This window comes from Proteus sp. fly-1013 (genome assembly GCF_040140245.1).
GTDB lineage: Bacteria > Pseudomonadota > Gammaproteobacteria > Enterobacterales > Enterobacteriaceae > Proteus > Proteus mirabilis_B.
This window is the reverse complement of sequence record NZ_JBEEWD010000001.1, coordinates 66,895-83,383: the sequence shown is the minus strand read 5'-3', so window position 1 is coordinate 83,383 and position 16,489 is coordinate 66,895. Positions and strand designations below refer to the sequence as shown.

The following is a 16,489-nucleotide window of genomic DNA, read 5'->3' as shown; positions in this document are numbered from 1 at the left end:
TCTCTTTAATTAGAGAGATAGCTGATAAAATAAGAATAAGTAAGCTTATGCTGGATTATCAATATCAACAAACGTCACATCAAAATGATGTGTTTGAGCAAGCCATTCACCTAATGCTTTAATACCATAGCGCTCTGTCGCATGGTGTCCCGCTGCAAAAAAATGAACGCCCATTTCTCTGGCGATATGAATAGTCTGTTCCGAAACTTCACCCGTTACAAAAGCATCCACACCCTGCTCAGCTGCATCTTGAATAAAGCCTTGTCCGCCCCCCGTACACCAAGCAATATTACGAATAGTTTCAGGTGCATTATCACCACAATGTAATACATTGCGTTGTAATGCTTTTTCTAAACGTTCTTTTAATTCAAGAGGCGTTAAAGGCAAATCAAATACACCTTTAGGCACTAAAGGTAATATTTCACCTTCAACTTTAACGCCCATTTTTAACGCTAATTGAGCATTGTTTCCTAAGATTGGGTGGGCATCTAACGGCAGATGATAACCAAAAAGATTAATGTCATTACAAAGCAATGTCTTTAAGCGATTACGCTTCATTGAACGAATAACAACAGGCTCATTTTTCCAAAAGTAACCATGGTGTACTAAAATTGCATCAGCGTTTAATCGTACTGCTTCATCAAGTAATGCTTGGCTTGCAGTCACACCCGTTACTATTTTTTGAATATGAGGGCGTCCTTCGACTTGAAGTCCATTAGGCGCATAATCTTGAAAGTTCTCAATGCTTAACTTCTCATTAATCACTAATTCCAGATCAGTATTCTTCATTTCATTTATTTCCCTGTTATCACGAATGCCACTATTTATATAACAATAGTACAAATAGCAATAGGTTAATGGCATTCGTTTAAATGACTCATTATTGTTTATTGTAACGTAAAAATTGAAGATTATTTGAGGATAAGAAAAAACAAAAAGATAGCACAGGAAAAGTGCTTAAAGCGGGATAAAAATAACGCCTACTTTTGCAGGCGTTATCTTAATATTCTGTTATTTGTGACTATTGAGTGCCACTTCTGATTTTGCCAGCCAAACTGGTTTATCACTTGTTTTAGACCATACACGATGTATATAGCTATAAAATTGTGCGCGTTTAGGATGGAAAATCATAACAGGAAATGCCACAACACCTAGCGCAACAGCACCAGTACGACGGGCTAAAACATGTTTTTTTGTATATTCGTTATAAGCTGGCATAGTGCTCTCCTGTATAGAGATTAATTTGATGACTGAAATTTTACCTCATTTGATGAAATTTTACTACTGATCAGACCACTTAATTCGTGCGAAAAATCACCTTTATTTTGCTTGATATGTAATTAAATTTCATAAAAGAAACAAAAATGAAACATAAATGACATATTCATTAACAAAACCAGATCGGTATTTTTACTTAATAAAAGTGGTAGTAAATAATTTCGAGGATAAATTATCAAAAAAGAAAAAATCAAATAGAGAAGAGAAGATAAGAGAAGTAGGATATTCAAAAATGCGGGTTTTAGTATTAATAATATAGATCTACTACTAAATAATATACAACTGAATAATACATTTAGCAGTAAGTAATAAAATACTTATTCAGGGAAATCAAGAAAATCCACATCCATTGAATGATGGATAAGGCGAGCGATAAATAAGGTATCATTTTTTGGTAGATAATAAATTGAGTGTTTTTTAAACTCAAATCGTCTCATACCGTCACATACCCAATTACACTCTCGCTCAATCCAAGGTGCTCGAGCAAGTAGCTCAAAAGTCTGTTGTAACTCATTATGATATTTTTTTGCCTGAGTTACACCAAATTGCTGAATGGTATAACGTGCAATTTGATAAATATCTTCTTCTGCTAATTTAGAGAGTTTATACATTTAAGTCCTTTTCAGCTCTTGAAAAAATATCATCCATGTTGTTTTCACTCTCTGGTGAATTCACACCATCTAGTACCATTTTGCGAACTATTTGGAGCCGTTCTTCTCTGATTTCCATCATACGTAAAGCATCTCTGATTACCTCAGAGGTATTTCCATAACGTCCTGAATTAATCATTTCACCAACAAAACCATTAAAATGTTCACCCAAAGTTACGCTAGTTACTCGTGCCATAAATCCTTCCCACATTGTATTACTTAGTAATACAACAGTAGCAATAAATTTATTAATTTGCCAGCTAATACCATAAAAAAACACCCCAATATTGAAAACCAATTTTGGGGTGTCACAGTAAATAGAGAATTTTATAGCTTAAAATACCCTGAACTTATTTCTTAACTGCTTTACCTTTACCGCGTAGGGTTTCGGTTAATCCTTTCAGGAAATATCTTACAAGCTGATCGCCACAATTACGGTAGTTTTTATGTCCTGGTTTACGAAATACAGCACTTAATTCAGGCTTAGAAACACGGAAGTCCGCAAGCTCATAAATCTTTAGAATATCCACATCTTTTAATTCAAAAGCGACACGCAGTTTTTTTAGGATGATGTTATTTGTAATACGCTTTTCAACTTCAGGTGCTGGGAAGTTTTCATCTTTTCCACGACGATAAAAAATTAAACCATTTAAAAAATGCCCCATTGCATTATCGTCACACTCGACAAATTCAGGTTCATCGTCTTTTTTCAGCCAGCTATTTACTAACTCTTTTGTAACTGTGTAATCAGCCAGTTTCATGATTTCAACAACATGTGCATCACTTAGGTCCAGCATGTAACGTACACTTCGTAAAACAAAATTATTTTGCATTGTATTGATTATCCACTCTATTTTTAATTCTAAATCAACCTCAATGATGGATATCAATGCTGTGATCTAAAAATATTTAATAATTAAAAAAATACACTCTACCTTTGGGTAGAGTGTATTCTATATAAATAGTTTATTGCACTAACTTATTTGTTAGCAAAAACATTATTTACTATTTCAATCGCTTCTTTTTCAATTAATTCACGATGCTCAGGGCCTCGGAAGCTTTCACAGTAAATCTTATATGCTTCTTCAGTGCCAGAAGGACGAGCCGCAAACCAACCGTAATCGGTCATCACTTTTAAGCCACCAATAGATGCGCCATTACCTGATGCATGTGTTAAACGTGCAGTAATCGGGTCGCCGGCTAATGTGCTTGCGGTTACCATTTCTGGTGATAAGCGAGACAACAGCGCTTTTTGTTCATGAGTTGCTGATGCTTGAATACGGTTATAGCTTGGTGAACCAAAGCGTTGTGCCAATTCGTTATAATGCTCTTGCGGATCTTTACCTGTGACGGCTTTCATTTCAGCAGCTAACAGACATAAAATGATGCCATCTTTATCGGTTGACCATGGTTTGCCATTAAAGCGTAAGAAAGATGCACCTGCACTCTCTTCACCACCAAAGCCAAATTCACCACTAAATAAGCCTTGAACAAACCATTTAAAACCAACTGGCACTTCAACAAGTTCACGACCTAAGTCAGCGACAACACGGTCAATCATTGCACTTGAAACCAGTGTTTTACCCACTTTTACATCTTTAGCCCATTGTGGACGATGACGGAAAAGATAGTTAATTGCAGCCGCTAAATAGTGGTTTGGATTCATTAAACCAGACGGTGTCACAATACCATGACGGTCATAATCAGGATCGTTGGCAAAAGCTAAGTCAAATTTATCACGCAGTTGTAATAAACCTTCCATTGCCCATGGTGACGAACAGTCCATACGAATAACGCCATCATGATCAAGCGTCATAAAACGGAATGTCTGATCAACTTGATCGTTAACTAATTCAAGATCAAGGCCATAATACTCACCAATACGTTTCCAGTACTCGATACCGGAACCACCTAATGGATCAACACCTAATTTTAAGCCTGCTTTCTTAATAGCTTCCATATCAACAACGTCACCTAACGCTTTGACATAAGGCATAATTAAGTCTTGAGCTTCAATATAACCACTTGCTAATGCTTCATCATAAGAAAGACGTTTGATGCCCGCTAAATTGTTTTCAAGCAGTTCATTGGCACGTTTCTCAATAACTGAAGTTAAATCTGTATCCGCAGGTCCACCATTTGATGGGTTATATTTAATACCGCCATCTTCAGGTGGATTATGAGATGGTGTTATCACGATACCATCAGCAATATCTTGATGTGCTTCGTTGTATGTCAAAATAGAAAAAGAAACTGCCGGTGTTGGTGTATAGCCATTATTTTCTTGAATAATCACCTTAACTTTATTGGCAGCAAGTACTTCTAAAACAGAAATAAATGCAGGCTCTGACAGTCCATGGGTATCTTTACCCACGTAGCATGGCCCTGTTACTCCATTTTTAGCACGTACTTCAGCAATAGCTTGTGCAATTGCCAAAATATGCGCTTCATTGAAGCTATGGCGATTTGCACTTCCGCGATGACCAGATGTACCAAATTTCACACGATGAGCGTTATTGCTAGCTTGTGGTTTAAGTGAATAATATTGAGACGTTAATTGCGCCACATTAATCAGATCACTTTGACGAGTATGCTGCCCTGCTCTTGGATGAATTGCCACAAATCTTCTCCTATTTGACATCACAATCACGCTTTAAACAAAAGCCTTTGCAATGCATCAATTAACAATAGTGGTTAGATAGTTCCACACACCTTATCAATCTCATTTGCAGGAAATTGCATATCCTGCATGATGCTTTGTACCATCGTTCTCTTACGCTCTGTGTTCGAGTTAGTAATAACCCAAAACGGCGTGCCTGAAATATGGCGCGGTTTTGTATGACGTCCACTATCGAGTAATGTTTGTTCATCACCAGCAAAATAGATACGTGTTCGTCCATGTACTGTTTCAGCAGATTGAGTAAAAGTAGCGCTATCTAGGCTATATAACGTAGAAAGGATCTGTAAAAAGCGATCAACTGATTTTGTTTTTTCTGCATAACTGTCAGATAACAGCAGTTCTCGCATTTCACGGATCGGATTTTTTGCTGGTGTAATAGCTGGTGTTATAGGTGTAGGTTCAGCTTCCTGTTTAATAACAGGTGCTTGTACTGACTCAGTGACAACGACTGGCTGTACGGGCTGTTTGGCATCGAGCTTCAGTAGACGCCTTAAAATATCTGAAGCGCTTTCACCGATATGTCTAGTTTCGCTAGCAATATAGCGGTAAAGTTCGTCATCAATTTCTATCTTTTTCATTGCTACCCAGTACTATTTTCAAAAAAAAGTAATTAGGATTATAAGATATAATCTTTAAAAACAAAATAGGTAAAATTTCAATAACTTAAAGAGGATCTATTCAAGATCCTACCGTTTTAAAGGCTAAGCTCGGTATTTATCCTATTGTTTATCTCGGTATCATCTTCTATTCTTTGAACTTATTCGCACAAAGCCAGCTTTAAATTCCGCTATATCACACCACCCAGCCCCCAAATAATATAAAATTCTAATTATTTATTTTTGAGCAATGTCAAGATTTCAACTTTTTAAATAAGTTTAGAATATATATCTAGATAATGGTGTTTTTATGGTTTTTTATAAATTTCTCTTATTAATTATTTCTGAACTTCATCACTCTTTCATATTATTGCGATAAGTTGGCTTAGCACCTTGCGCATGTCATCATAGAAGAAAATCGTAATTATTTTGGTCATTAATATGAAACTCAATACATTATTAAATTATCAATTACACCAACCTGAAACGACACCTGCATCCAGTTTACCTATCGTCTTGATCCACGGCCTTTTTGGTGATCTGAATAATTTAGGCGTTTTAGGTCGCGCACTTCGCCAAGATAATACCGTGATACAAATTGATGTGCGTAATCATGGGCATTCTCCTCATAGTGAAAGTATGAATTATCAAGATATGGCGCAAGATGTGCTTACATTGCTTGATAGTTTAAATATCCCAAAAGCCATTATTATTGGTCACTCAATGGGAGGCAAAATTGCGATGGCGATGACAGCATTAGCCCCTGAGCGTATCGCAAATATTGTTGTGATTGATATGTCACCTGTTGCCTATAATGTTCGCCGTCATGACAAAATCTTTGCTGCACTTGAAGCTGTAACTAAAGCCCAAGTCACGCGCCGTCAAGATGCGGTGGAAATCATGCGTCCTTTTATTAAAGAAGACGGTGTGATCCAATTTTTACTTAAATCCTTCAAAAATGGTGAGTGGCTATTTAATTTACCTGCAATAAAAAATGCCTATTCAGACATTATTGGCTGGCAAGAAGTACCAGCTTGGCATCACCCTGTATTATTTATTCGGGGAGGTTTATCACCTTATATTTTGGATGAGTATCGTGAAAACATAGCTCGTCAATTCCCTCTCGCAACCGCCTTTGTTGTTGCAAACACGGGGCATTGGGTGCATTCAGAAAAACCAGATACCGTCATTAAGGCAATTCGTCGCTTTTTAGAGAAAGCTTAGTGAATAAATTTAACTGCTTAAAATAACGCCACTGAAAAAATGATAACTTAATAGAATGTATAATTATTGTACTTAAAAACAGTATCTGTTGATAAAAAGACCAAATCACAATAGGTTAAAGTCAGGAAGCAGTGGCGAGACATCACTATGTGGGGTATTATTGGGCGTTTCGCAATTTAGTCATTGGTATACGCCCTTTCACAGCAAAATTTATGGCAAAAGAACAAACTGATCGCACCACACTGGATTTGTTCGCAGATGAACGCAGACCTGGGCGACCTAAAACAAACCCGCTTTCTCGGGATGAACAGCTTAGAATTAATAAACGCAATCAATTAAGACGTGACAGAGTTAATGGCTTACGTCGAGTTGAGTTAAAATTAAATGAAGATGCTGTGAATGCTCTCAATGAGTTGGCGACAGAAAGAAACGTCAGTCGTAGTGAGCTTATTGAAGAAATATTACTAGAGCAATTGGCGCAAAATCACGCCTTAAAAATGCATCAAAACAAAAATAGCTAGCAGATAAACCACACAAATTCGACAGAATTAGCCTGCTATTTTCGTCAAAATACGTTTTTAGTTTTCTATTATGAAAACACAATGCTTATCTTTCACTAGTAATTGTTCAAACACAGACAAATATACTCTAAATATTTTGAAGTGTAGCTAGGTGACAAGTGAATGAGTCACTGGAAACATACAAGAAAGTATGTAACTTGTGAAAATATACGTAGTCAATAACGCTACAATTTGAAATATAACGAATTTAGAATAAAAGAGGTTATCTCACTTTATGGCAATCATAGGAATATTCTTCGGCAGTGATACTGGCAACACTGAAAATATTGCCAAAATGCTTCAAGAAAGACTGGGCGCTGATAATGCCGAAGTTCATGATATTGCAAAATCCAGTCAAGAAGACATCGAAGCGTTCGATATTCTGTTACTAGGTATTCCTACTTGGTATTATGGTGAAGCACAATGTGATTGGGATGATTTTTTCCCAACACTAGAAGATATTGATTTCAATGGTAAGCTTGTTGCACTATTTGGTTGTGGTGACCAAGAGGACTACGCAGAATATTTCTGTGATGCAATGGGTACTATCCGCGATATTATTGAGCCTCGTGGTGCAGTTATCGTAGGACATTGGCCAACAGAAGGTTACCATTTCGAAGCCTCTAAAGGGCTTGCAGATGATAATCATTTTATCGGTCTTGCGATTGATGAAGATCGTCAACCAGAATTAACTGAAGAGCGTGTTGACGCTTGGGTTGCTCAAATCAAAGAAGAAATGAGCCTAGACGAAATTCTGGGATAAAATAAATACTCAATATTGAGAATGATAATTATTCAATGGTGTGCTAAGATAGTGTGATAGGTGGGGTGTTTATTTTTAAATATCATGCCTATAATCAATGAGGTTATTTATTCACCCGAGTATTAATGAATAAAACCTATTTGTGAGCACAAAAATTAAATTCACCATTAGCAACAGGATTAAATCCGCATGACCGACAATAATAAAGCGTTAAAAAATGCTGGGTTAAAAGTTACACTTCCTCGCTTAAAGATCTTGGAAGTGCTCCAGGATCCTGAGTGCCATCATGTCAGTGCTGAAGATCTCTACAAAAAACTCATCGATATCGGTGAAGAGATTGGTCTGGCAACAGTGTATCGCGTCTTAAACCAATTTGATGATGCTGGTATTGTTACCCGACATAATTTTGAAGGTGGTAAATCAGTATTTGAATTAACTCAACAACACCATCATGACCATTTAATTTGTCTTGATTGTGGTAAAGTTATCGAGTTTACAGACGATGCAATTGAATTACGCCAAAGAAACATCGCTGAACGTCATGGTATCAAGCTTTCCAATCATAGCCTTTACTTATATGGCCACTGCGCTGAAGGCAATTGCAAAGAAGATAGCCACGCACATGATGAGAAATAATTCATTCTGGATGATCTCTCAGTAAAAAAAAGGAACTGTTCACAGTTCCTTTTTTATTGCTTTTAAAAATAACAGAAGTATTAACGTGTAACGAGTTCTCGCTCTAATAACTGAACAATAAACTGATTTTTTGAAATAGCATGAGCCGCAACTGTTGCATTTAAGCGTGCTTCTAGCCAAGCAGGATAACGTAAAGTAAATGCTTTAAGCTTATCTTCTTCCTTAAAAGGTGCTATTCCTTCTTCAGTGCAAGTTTCAATAAATTCAGTTAAAGAAATCGCCCCTTCTTTTTGTAATCCATCAATACTATCAGCAACAAAATCGCAGTACCCATTCACATCTAAAAATTGCCCACGGAAAGCTTTAATTTCAGATTCATAAACAACCGATGCAGGATGTCCGCTTATTATCATGATATTCGTACTTTTAATCATGCTTTACTCCTATCATATTCTCAAACCATTCACGTAGACCATTTAATTCCTGATTTTGGAGGCACAGTGGGTATATCAGATAGTGTTTTGTAGTGTTTGGAACTCAGGTCGTTGGCCTTTATCATTTCTCATTCCATTGACGTCACATGATGACATCTATTTAACACAAAAAATAATGACGTCAAAGAACGACGTCATTTTAAATCTGACTATATTTTCTAACTCTACTTAGCCACACTGATACTGTGCTTAATATGTTTTAAATGAACCACAATGGTAAATGTGACAATAACCAATAGTGACCAAGAGCCCCATTTGCCTGCATGTACAGCAGACCAAGCACCAATTTGGTTAGGATATTGCCAAACACCAAAAAATGTACCGAAATTCTCTGCAAGCCAAATAAAGAAACCTATTAGAACAAAAGCGAGTAATAAAGGCATTTTTCGCTCTGTATCATAAGGCGTAAAATAAACCACACTACGAGCATAAAGACCTAAAATAAAGGCAGTTAAATACCAGCGATAATCACCGATAAAGTGATGAGAAAAGAAATTAATATAGATAGCGAGCGCAACCAAAGTTGCCATCCAATAAGGTGGATAATGTCCAATTCGTACTTTTAAAAAACGCCATGCTTGAATTAAATAACTTCCTACCGCAGAGTACATAAACCCTGTAAACAAAGGGACTTCCCACAATTTTGTATAAGCAAAATCAGGATATTTCCATGAACCAATTGCCGCTGATGTTTTAAATAATTCCATCACAAAACCAACAATGTGGAAAAAACAGATCGCTTTTAATTCATCCCATGTTTCGAGCTTTCCCCACACCATCCATAATTGAAAAGCGATAGCGAGAATAAGAAGCACATCATAACGAGGTATACCAAAGATACCTTTACTTGGTGTTGCAAATAAAATAAAAAAGAAAAATCCGGCAAATAAACAGGAACGTGCTTCTTTCACACCAAAGAAAAGAAATTCAACAATAAATCGCTTTATACCTTTAAAGGGCTTCAATGGTGGTTCTAATAAAAAATCATCCAATCGCTTTAACATGCTTCTTCCTGAAAACTCGCATTATCGAACAGCATTCAATGCAGAATAATAAATAAGGTGAGATAAAATGAATGGCAAGAAATTTGCCATAGAATAAAAAAACCTACAAGGATGAAAAGGACGAAAAAGAAAGGAATAAAAAAAATAAAGGTATTTACCCCCCACTACGATACCCACTCTGACTGCCTTTACTTAGGGTAAATACCTTACGCAAATTTTGCGAAATAACTGAAGCACAGGAGATAAACATAACCCACTCACATTTATCTCAGACGACATGACATGACGACTTTACTTCATTACTTTTACTGCATACTGCGATTTTAAAACGACTCTTTACTACTTTTTGCTTCTACTCTTTTACTTCTTACTTCCACTTCTTACTACTGCTGACAACTTCACTTTATTAACGAGGCTTATTTGTAAGGCTCTTCTTAATTACCGCATCCCTACCTTTTTACTACTTATTTTTACTTATCGTAATCGTATTTAACTTTTTTAGTTTTATTCAGGATAAAGTGCAATTAATACACTTTATCCTTATGCTGATATTAGAAAATAGTAAATGGCATTATCACGTTAAACTTAACGTCTTTTTCATCTTGGAAAATATTACCAAAACCACCTTCATAACTTGGAATATCGGAGTGGTTATCATAACGGGTATAGTGAAGCTTAAAGAGAGTGCCTTTAGCGCGACCTTCTTGAACCGTATACATAATATCCGCATTCCATGCACTTTCTCTGATACGCTGACCTTGGTCATAAATAGCTTTACCACTTGGCTTAGCATCCCACGCGTAAACATAAGAAGTACCTACTGCCCAGCCTGACAGATCCCAGTTTTTCAGATCATACATAACGCCAGCATAAAGTGCTTTTTCACCATTGGCGTTAAAGTCAGAACGACCATCCCACCAGACATCAAGACGACCATTAGATGTTGCCCAGCCCGGAGTCATACGTTGTAAGAAATAACCTTGATTACCTTCAGCTTTAACCCACGTTCCTTCTACTTTGAAGTCAAATACATTGTAGGTATAACCAAAAGTCAGTGCTTGTAACCATGCCAGCCCATCATAAACATCATTAACGCCACCACCGGTAACTTTATCTTTAGCACCGTAGAATTGGTAAGACGTTCTTAATGCATTGTCAGCAATTGGGAAATCATAAGAAACTTTACCAAAATACTGATCGATATAACCATCAGCCTGACCAAATGCAGCTTCTAACACTAGGCTGTTTTTAAAATCATATTTGGCGCCGAAAGAGTGAAGATAGCTGATATTGGTTTCTAGATCAGCTTTACGGAAATTGTACATATTCCGATACCATGGTGCTTTGTATTCATCTGTCCACATATAGGAGAAAGATAATTCACCACTTTTATCGAAATCAAAGACAGCACCCGCTTCAGCACCGCGGTAAGTTCCCGGTAAGAAGCTCCAGTGTGGGCGCAATAAGCTTTGGCCTTTAGGTTGAATATATCCACCTTGAGCCCAGAAGTTGCCTAATTTGAATTTTGCAGCCGCTTTATAAACACTCATGCCACTGCGATCGCCAGTCCATTTTTCATCCCAGCGACTTTTTGCATCACTAAAACCGATTTCGTTAGGTGCAGCAGGGCCACTGTTATTCAGTTCAGCCGCACCAAAGGCAGCTAAATCAATACCAATAAAATCACCAAGGTAACCTGATGAGAAATCGAGATTAGCGTTGAAAGTAGAATGGTGTAAGTTAGCTTTGTATTTGCCGTAATCAGGGCTATTTGGTGTTAACTCTTTTCTATCACGGTCACGTTGCCAATAAAAAAGACCGCCTGTTAAGGTTGAGTCATCAATAAACCCTTCAGCATGAGACATTTTTGCAGGTAGTGCAGTTACAAGCAATGCGCCCATAACGGCAAGTGCCACCCTGCCTGGTTTAGCATTTTGCATAACCATAGCATTGTTTCCTCTTTGACTTTGACTAAAAAAGAAATAAGCACAATGCCTATTTCCAAATATAAAACCCCAAGTGGGGAAAAAACCTAAATTAGGTTATAAACAGCATATTTTTCGCGACGCGAATTATCAACCAAAAAAAAAGAATTTTTATCAAAATATGACAAAGGGCACATAACTAAATGATCGTTTCATTTTCTTGCTTTTATAAGGATTGATTAAAAATAAATATAATCACTTGATTTAATTGTATTTTATAAACCAATCTTTAAATGATATAAAATTTCGTTTTTATAGAAAGGAATAATAAGTAGTATTTATAAATAATCTTTTTTAATGATGTAAAATATGTGGTTTGAATCACACTTTTCTTATTACAGTTTTATTTAGCGTGATGATATGAAAAAACAAAAGAATAAAGTGATAGTGAATAAACTATTTCAAACGAAATAAATGAAAACTAATCACCTAAAAAAGATAAAACGAGAGGCTAATCAAATTAAAAATAGTAAATATTTAATATCAATAGATGAAAAATTAGGCAAAATAAGCTGTAAAACAGATAAAAAAATGCTCGATAAATAAATTACCGAGCATTTTATTCATTAAGGCACTAATGTGACTTAAAGAACGTCAAATTAACCTTGTTGAGAAATCTTCGCCCAAGTATCACGTAAGCCCACAGTACGGTTAAACACAAGTTTATCCGCCGTTGAAAGCTTATCAGCACAGAAGTAGCCTTCACGCTCAAATTGATACGCTTTCTCGATAACCGCATCTTTTAAGCTACGTTCTACAAAACCTTCACGAATAACTAATGATTCTGGGTTAATTGTTGATAAGAAATCATCTTCTGCCGCCGGGTTTGGTACGCTAAATAAACGGTCATAAAGACGGATTTCAGCTGGGATCGCATGTGGAATGCTTACCCAGTGAATAACGCCTTTTACTTTACGTCCATCAGCAGGATCTTTATTTAAAGTCTCTGCATCATAGGTACAGTAAATAGTCGTAATTTCGCCTTGTTCGTCTTTCTCAACACGTTCTGCTTTAATAACATAAGCATTACGTAAACGTACTTCTTTACCTAGCACCAGACGTTTATATTGACGGTTTGCTTCTTCTTTGAAGTCAGCACGATCAATATAGATCTCACGGCTAAATGGCACTTCACGCGTTCCCATTTCTGGTTTATTCGGGTGATTTGGTGCAACAAGAATTTCTTCACCTTCTGGCATATTTTCAATCACTAAACGAACAGGATCGATAACAGCCATTGCGCGTGGTGCATTTTCGTTTAAGTCATCACGAATACAAGATTCCAGAGCTGCCATTTCGACGTTGTTTTCTTGTTTCGTCACACCAATACGTAGACAGAATTCACGAATAGATTCTGCGGTATAACCACGGCGACGTAAGCCTGAAATTGTTGGCATACGAGGATCATCCCAACCATTCACAATGTTTTCTGTCACAAGCTGATTCAGCTTACGTTTTGACATCACTGTGTATTCAAGGTTAAGACGTGAGAATTCATATTGACGAGGATGGCAAGGGATAGTGATATTATCCAGCACCCAATCATATAAACGGCGGTTATCTTGGAATTCTAAAGTACATAAAGAATGTGTGATATTTTCCAGTGCATCAGAGATACAGTGGGTAAAATCATACATTGGATAAATGCACCATTTATTTCCAGTTTGGTGATGTTCAGCGAATTTAATACGATAAAGCACAGGATCACGCATAACAATAAATGGTGATGCCATATCAATTTTCGCACGTAAGCACGCTTTACCTTCTTCAAAGCCACCAGCACGCATTTTTTCAAACAGCGCTAAGTTCTCTTCTACGCTACGTGAGCGATAAGGGCTGTTTTTACCTGGCTCTTTTAATGTACCGCGGTATTCACGAATTTCTTCAGCGCTTAACTCATCAACGTAAGCTAAGCCTTTATTAATCAGCTCAATCGCATATTGATAAAGTTGATCAAAATAATCTGAGGAGTAATGAATGCTACCTTCCCATTGGAAACCTAACCACTGAACATCTTTTTGAATTGAGTTGATGTACTCAATATCTTCTTTTACTGGATTGGTATCATCAAAACGTAGATTACATTTTCCCTGATAATCTTTAGCAATACCAAAATTCAGGCAAATTGATTTCGCATGGCCGATATGAAGATAGCCATTAGGTTCAGGTGGGAAACGCGTTTGAACGCTATTATGTTTCCCAGTAGCCAGATCTTCGTCAATAATTTGACGAATAAAGTTCGTTGGGCGGGCATCTGCCTCATTCATGGTCATTTTTTCCTCAAAGCAAAACGCATAATTAACCCACTATAATCCAATAAGCAGGTTTCATAAATACCTTAGCTAAATACACCCCTGAGATATTTATCAAAATAGAGATAAAAAAACGGGAAGTTTGAAAGACTCCCCGTTTTATCGTCTTATTTAACCATCTCTTTATAGAGGATTAAATATCTAGATAGAATTTATTTTAACACGTTGTAGATAACCGTTTTATTTCCGACCACAACACCATCAACTTGTTCAGCAATCTTATCAAAATCATCGATATTGCTAACAATGACAGGGCTTATCATCGATTTGGCATTAGCGTTCAGATATTCAAGATCTAATTCTAAGATAGGTTGGCCGACTTTAACGTCTGCACCTTCTTCAACTAAACGCTTGAAGCCTTTGCCACCTAATGCAACGGTATCAATTCCCATGTGTACGATGATTTCAACCCCATTGTCAGTCTCGATACAAAATGCATGATTAGTATCAAAAATCTTAACAACAGTACCTGTTGCAGGTGCCATCACGATATTAGAGGTTGGTTTGATTGCTACACCATCCCCAACAACACCACTAGAGAACGCTTCATCAGGCACATCTTTCAATGCCACGACTTCACCATCAAAAGGCGCAATCATTTCAAGTAACACTTTTGCATTTGTGTTGGCTTGTTTTACAGGTGCTTTTTCAGTAGATACTGTAGAGGTAGCTGGCGCTTCATAAGCTGGCACAGGGCCTTGAGTCAATACATCACGCATAGCGTTAGCGACTAGTTCAGCACGTGTACCTACAATCACTTGAACACTTTGTTTGTTTAAGCGAATAACACCTGATGCACCTAAGCGTTTTGCATAGGCATCATTAACAACAGTGGCATCTTTTACATTTAAGCGTAAACGGGTAATACAAGCATCAATACCCGTTAAGTTATCAGAACCACCGATAGCTGCGATATATTGACGAGCTTCTTGTTGAATACCTTCTTTACTATTTGCTGGCGCTGTTTTGATATCTTCATCATAGCCATCAGCAGTTTCATCACCCATCACATCATCTTCACGACCCGGAGTTTTCAGGTTAAATTTGGTGATAGTGAAACGGAAAATACCGTAATAGATAAAGAAGAAAACAATACCTTGAACAATCAGCATGTACCAATGAACAGCCAGTGGGTTACGTGAAGATAAGAACATATCCACTAAGCCCGCACTAAAGCCGAATCCTGAAATCCACTCCATGCTTGCTGCGATATAAACAGAAATCGCCATTAAGAATGCGTGAATAACATAGAGCACAGGCGCCACAAACATAAAGGAGAATTCAAGTGGTTCAGTAATACCTGTGAAGAAGGCAGCAAATGCACCTGCAATCATGATACCAGCAACTTTTGCTTTGTTCTCTTTACGTGCGCAGTGATAGATAGCAAGCGCTGCACCCGGTAAACCAAACATCATTACTGGGAAGAAACCTGCTTGATAACGACCTGTTACACCCACAGTTGCTAAGCCAGAATCGATAGCTTGCTGACCTGCAAGGAAGTTAGGAATATCGTTAATACCGGCAACGTCAAACCAGAATACAGAGTTCAACGCATGGTGTAAGCCAACTGGAATTAATAAACGGTTAAAGAATGCGTAGATACCCGCACCTAATGCGCCCATATCTTTAATGCTTTCACCAAAGCTGACTAATCCGCCATAAATCACAGGCCAGATATACATCAGAATAAAGGCGACGATGATCATTAAAAATGAGGTTAGGATAGGAACTAAACGGCGGCCACTAAAGAATGACAGTGCGCGAGGCAGTTCAACGCTACTAAAGCGGTTATAAAGCTCGGCAGAAAGTACACCAACCAAGATCCCAACAAACTGGTTATTTATTTTACCAAAAGCAACTGGAACCTCTTCTAAAGGCAGGCCTTTGATCATTGATACCGCTGCTGGAGAGCAAAGCGTTGTCACGACTAAGAACCCAACAAATCCTGTTAAAGCGGCAGCACCGTCTTTGTCTTTCGACATACCATAAGCAACACCAATGGCAAACAAGACTGACATATTGTCGATGATGGCAGCACCAGATTTGATAAGTAAGGCAGCAAGCGCGTTATCGCCACCCCAGCCTACTGGGTCGATCCAGTAGCCAATCCCCATCAGAATTGCTGCTGCAGGTAATGTAGCAACAGGCACCATCAGCGCCCGTCCTATCTTCTGCAGATAACTTAAAATATTCACAAACTCCCCCTTGGATAGCCCCTATGCGGGATCTTATTCATACTCATTCATATTTTATAATAAAATTGATGAGCTAATTATTTAATTCCATTTTTAGTCTAAAAAAATTATT

16 protein-coding genes are annotated in these 16,489 nt (G+C 37.4%); 4 read left to right on the top strand and 12 right to left on the bottom strand.

Annotation, left to right across the window (positions count from 1 at the left end; genetic code table 11):
* Nucleotides 1-45: 45 nt before the first annotated feature.
* The 7 genes from ABN236_RS00415 to seqA all read right to left on the bottom strand — a co-directional run bounded on the left by ABN236_RS00415 (nt 46) and on the right by seqA (nt 5,186).
* Nucleotides 46-789 (bottom strand): type 2 GTP cyclohydrolase I, encoded by a 744-nt coding sequence (locus ABN236_RS00415; protein ID WP_165125216.1) that lies wholly within the window; start codon nt 787-789, stop codon nt 46-48.
* Nucleotides 790-1,011: 222 nt separating this feature from the next.
* Nucleotides 1,012-1,218 (bottom strand): YbfA family protein, encoded by a 207-nt coding sequence (locus ABN236_RS00410; RefSeq protein WP_036912074.1) that lies wholly within the window; start codon nt 1,216-1,218, stop codon nt 1,012-1,014.
* Nucleotides 1,219-1,595: 377 nt separating this feature from the next.
* A complete protein-coding gene (locus tag ABN236_RS00405; RefSeq protein ID WP_349473140.1) occupies nt 1,596-1,889 on the bottom strand; it encodes a type II toxin-antitoxin system RelE/ParE family toxin in 294 nt (97 codons plus the stop codon).
* Nucleotides 1,882-2,124 carry a type II toxin-antitoxin system ParD family antitoxin gene (locus tag ABN236_RS00400; protein WP_311755107.1) on the bottom strand — a complete coding sequence of 81 codons (243 nt, stop codon included), beginning with the start codon at nt 2,122-2,124 and terminating at the stop codon, nt 1,882-1,884. The genes ABN236_RS00405 and ABN236_RS00400 overlap by 8 nt, the downstream gene beginning before the upstream one ends.
* 154 nt (nt 2,125-2,278) lie before the next feature.
* Complete coding sequence (locus ABN236_RS00395) at nt 2,279-2,761, bottom strand: YehS family protein (protein WP_036938475.1); 483 nt, start codon at nt 2,759-2,761, stop codon at nt 2,279-2,281.
* Nucleotides 2,762-2,907: 146 nt separating this feature from the next.
* A complete protein-coding gene (gene pgm / locus ABN236_RS00390; protein WP_088493428.1) occupies nt 2,908-4,548 on the bottom strand; it encodes a phosphoglucomutase (alpha-D-glucose-1,6-bisphosphate-dependent) in 1,641 nt (546 codons plus the stop codon).
* Between the two features lie 74 nt (nt 4,549-4,622).
* Entirely contained in the window at nt 4,623-5,186 is a 564-nt protein-coding gene (seqA, locus tag ABN236_RS00385) for a replication initiation negative regulator SeqA (protein ID WP_194952049.1), read from the bottom strand.
* Nucleotides 5,187-5,645: 459 nt separating this feature from the next.
* Between seqA and ybfF the strand changes: the two genes are divergently transcribed.
* The 4 genes from ybfF (at nt 5,646) to fur (ending at nt 8,387) form a co-directional block, all read left to right on the top strand.
* Nucleotides 5,646-6,428: an esterase gene (ybfF, locus tag ABN236_RS00380; RefSeq protein ID WP_349473139.1), complete on the top strand. Its 783-nt coding sequence runs from the start codon at nt 5,646-5,648 to the stop codon at nt 6,426-6,428.
* A gap of 212 nt (nt 6,429-6,640) precedes the next feature.
* On the top strand, nt 6,641-6,949 hold the full coding sequence (gene ybfE, locus ABN236_RS00375) for a LexA regulated protein (RefSeq protein ID WP_036912278.1): 309 nt from the start codon (nt 6,641-6,643) through the stop codon (nt 6,947-6,949).
* A 274-nt stretch (nt 6,950-7,223) separates the two neighbouring features.
* Nucleotides 7,224-7,751 carry a flavodoxin FldA gene (gene fldA / locus ABN236_RS00370; protein ID WP_004244384.1) on the top strand — a complete coding sequence of 176 codons (528 nt, stop codon included), beginning with the start codon at nt 7,224-7,226 and terminating at the stop codon, nt 7,749-7,751.
* A 189-nt stretch (nt 7,752-7,940) separates the two neighbouring features.
* Nucleotides 7,941-8,387 carry a ferric iron uptake transcriptional regulator gene (gene fur, locus ABN236_RS00365; RefSeq protein WP_023581171.1) on the top strand — a complete coding sequence of 149 codons (447 nt, stop codon included), beginning with the start codon at nt 7,941-7,943 and terminating at the stop codon, nt 8,385-8,387.
* Nucleotides 8,388-8,467: 80 nt separating this feature from the next.
* Here the strand turns inward: fur and ABN236_RS00360 are convergent, their stop codons facing one another.
* From ABN236_RS00360 to nagE, 5 genes are all read right to left on the bottom strand, one after another.
* Nucleotides 8,468-8,821 (bottom strand): type II toxin-antitoxin system HicB family antitoxin, encoded by a 354-nt coding sequence (locus ABN236_RS00360; protein WP_270756635.1) that lies wholly within the window; start codon nt 8,819-8,821, stop codon nt 8,468-8,470.
* A 224-nt stretch (nt 8,822-9,045) separates the two neighbouring features.
* On the bottom strand, nt 9,046-9,885 hold the full coding sequence (locus tag ABN236_RS00355) for a DUF817 domain-containing protein (protein WP_349473138.1): 840 nt from the start codon (nt 9,883-9,885) through the stop codon (nt 9,046-9,048).
* 551 nt (nt 9,886-10,436) lie between these two features.
* Nucleotides 10,437-11,831 carry a chitoporin ChiP gene (chiP, locus tag ABN236_RS00350; RefSeq protein WP_088493431.1) on the bottom strand — a complete coding sequence of 465 codons (1,395 nt, stop codon included), beginning with the start codon at nt 11,829-11,831 and terminating at the stop codon, nt 10,437-10,439.
* A gap of 638 nt (nt 11,832-12,469) precedes the next feature.
* On the bottom strand, nt 12,470-14,137 hold the full coding sequence (glnS, locus tag ABN236_RS00345) for a glutamine--tRNA ligase (RefSeq protein ID WP_088493432.1): 1,668 nt from the start codon (nt 14,135-14,137) through the stop codon (nt 12,470-12,472).
* Between the two features lie 197 nt (nt 14,138-14,334).
* Nucleotides 14,335-16,377, bottom strand: coding sequence for an N-acetylglucosamine-specific PTS transporter subunit IIBC (gene nagE / locus ABN236_RS00340; protein ID WP_270756640.1), 2,043 nt, complete (start codon nt 16,375-16,377; stop codon nt 14,335-14,337).
* Nucleotides 16,378-16,489 lie beyond the last annotated feature (112 nt).

Coding starts and splice junctions, on each gene's coding strand:
- ybfF (WP_349473139.1), top strand. CDS start 5,646: ATGAAACTCAATACATTATTAAATTATCAATTACACCAACCTGAAACG.
- ABN236_RS00355 (WP_349473138.1), bottom strand. CDS start 9,885: ATGTTAAAGCGATTGGATGATTTTTTATTAGAACCACCATTGAAGCCC.
- fur (WP_023581171.1), top strand. CDS start 7,941: ATGACCGACAATAATAAAGCGTTAAAAAATGCTGGGTTAAAAGTTACA.
- seqA (WP_194952049.1), bottom strand. CDS start 5,186: ATGAAAAAGATAGAAATTGATGACGAACTTTACCGCTATATTGCTAGC.
- ABN236_RS00415 (WP_165125216.1), bottom strand. CDS start 789: ATGAAGAATACTGATCTGGAATTAGTGATTAATGAGAAGTTAAGCATT.
- ABN236_RS00405 (WP_349473140.1), bottom strand. CDS start 1,889: ATGTATAAACTCTCTAAATTAGCAGAAGAAGATATTTATCAAATTGCA.
- glnS (WP_088493432.1), bottom strand. CDS start 14,137: ATGAATGAGGCAGATGCCCGCCCAACGAACTTTATTCGTCAAATTATT.
- ybfE (WP_036912278.1), top strand. CDS start 6,641: ATGGCAAAAGAACAAACTGATCGCACCACACTGGATTTGTTCGCAGAT.
- ABN236_RS00395 (WP_036938475.1), bottom strand. CDS start 2,761: ATGCAAAATAATTTTGTTTTACGAAGTGTACGTTACATGCTGGACCTA.
- ABN236_RS00400 (WP_311755107.1), bottom strand. CDS start 2,124: ATGGCACGAGTAACTAGCGTAACTTTGGGTGAACATTTTAATGGTTTT.
- ABN236_RS00360 (WP_270756635.1), bottom strand. CDS start 8,821: ATGATTAAAAGTACGAATATCATGATAATAAGCGGACATCCTGCATCG.
- fldA (WP_004244384.1), top strand. CDS start 7,224: ATGGCAATCATAGGAATATTCTTCGGCAGTGATACTGGCAACACTGAA.
- chiP (WP_088493431.1), bottom strand. CDS start 11,831: ATGGTTATGCAAAATGCTAAACCAGGCAGGGTGGCACTTGCCGTTATG.
- ABN236_RS00410 (WP_036912074.1), bottom strand. CDS start 1,218: ATGCCAGCTTATAACGAATATACAAAAAAACATGTTTTAGCCCGTCGT.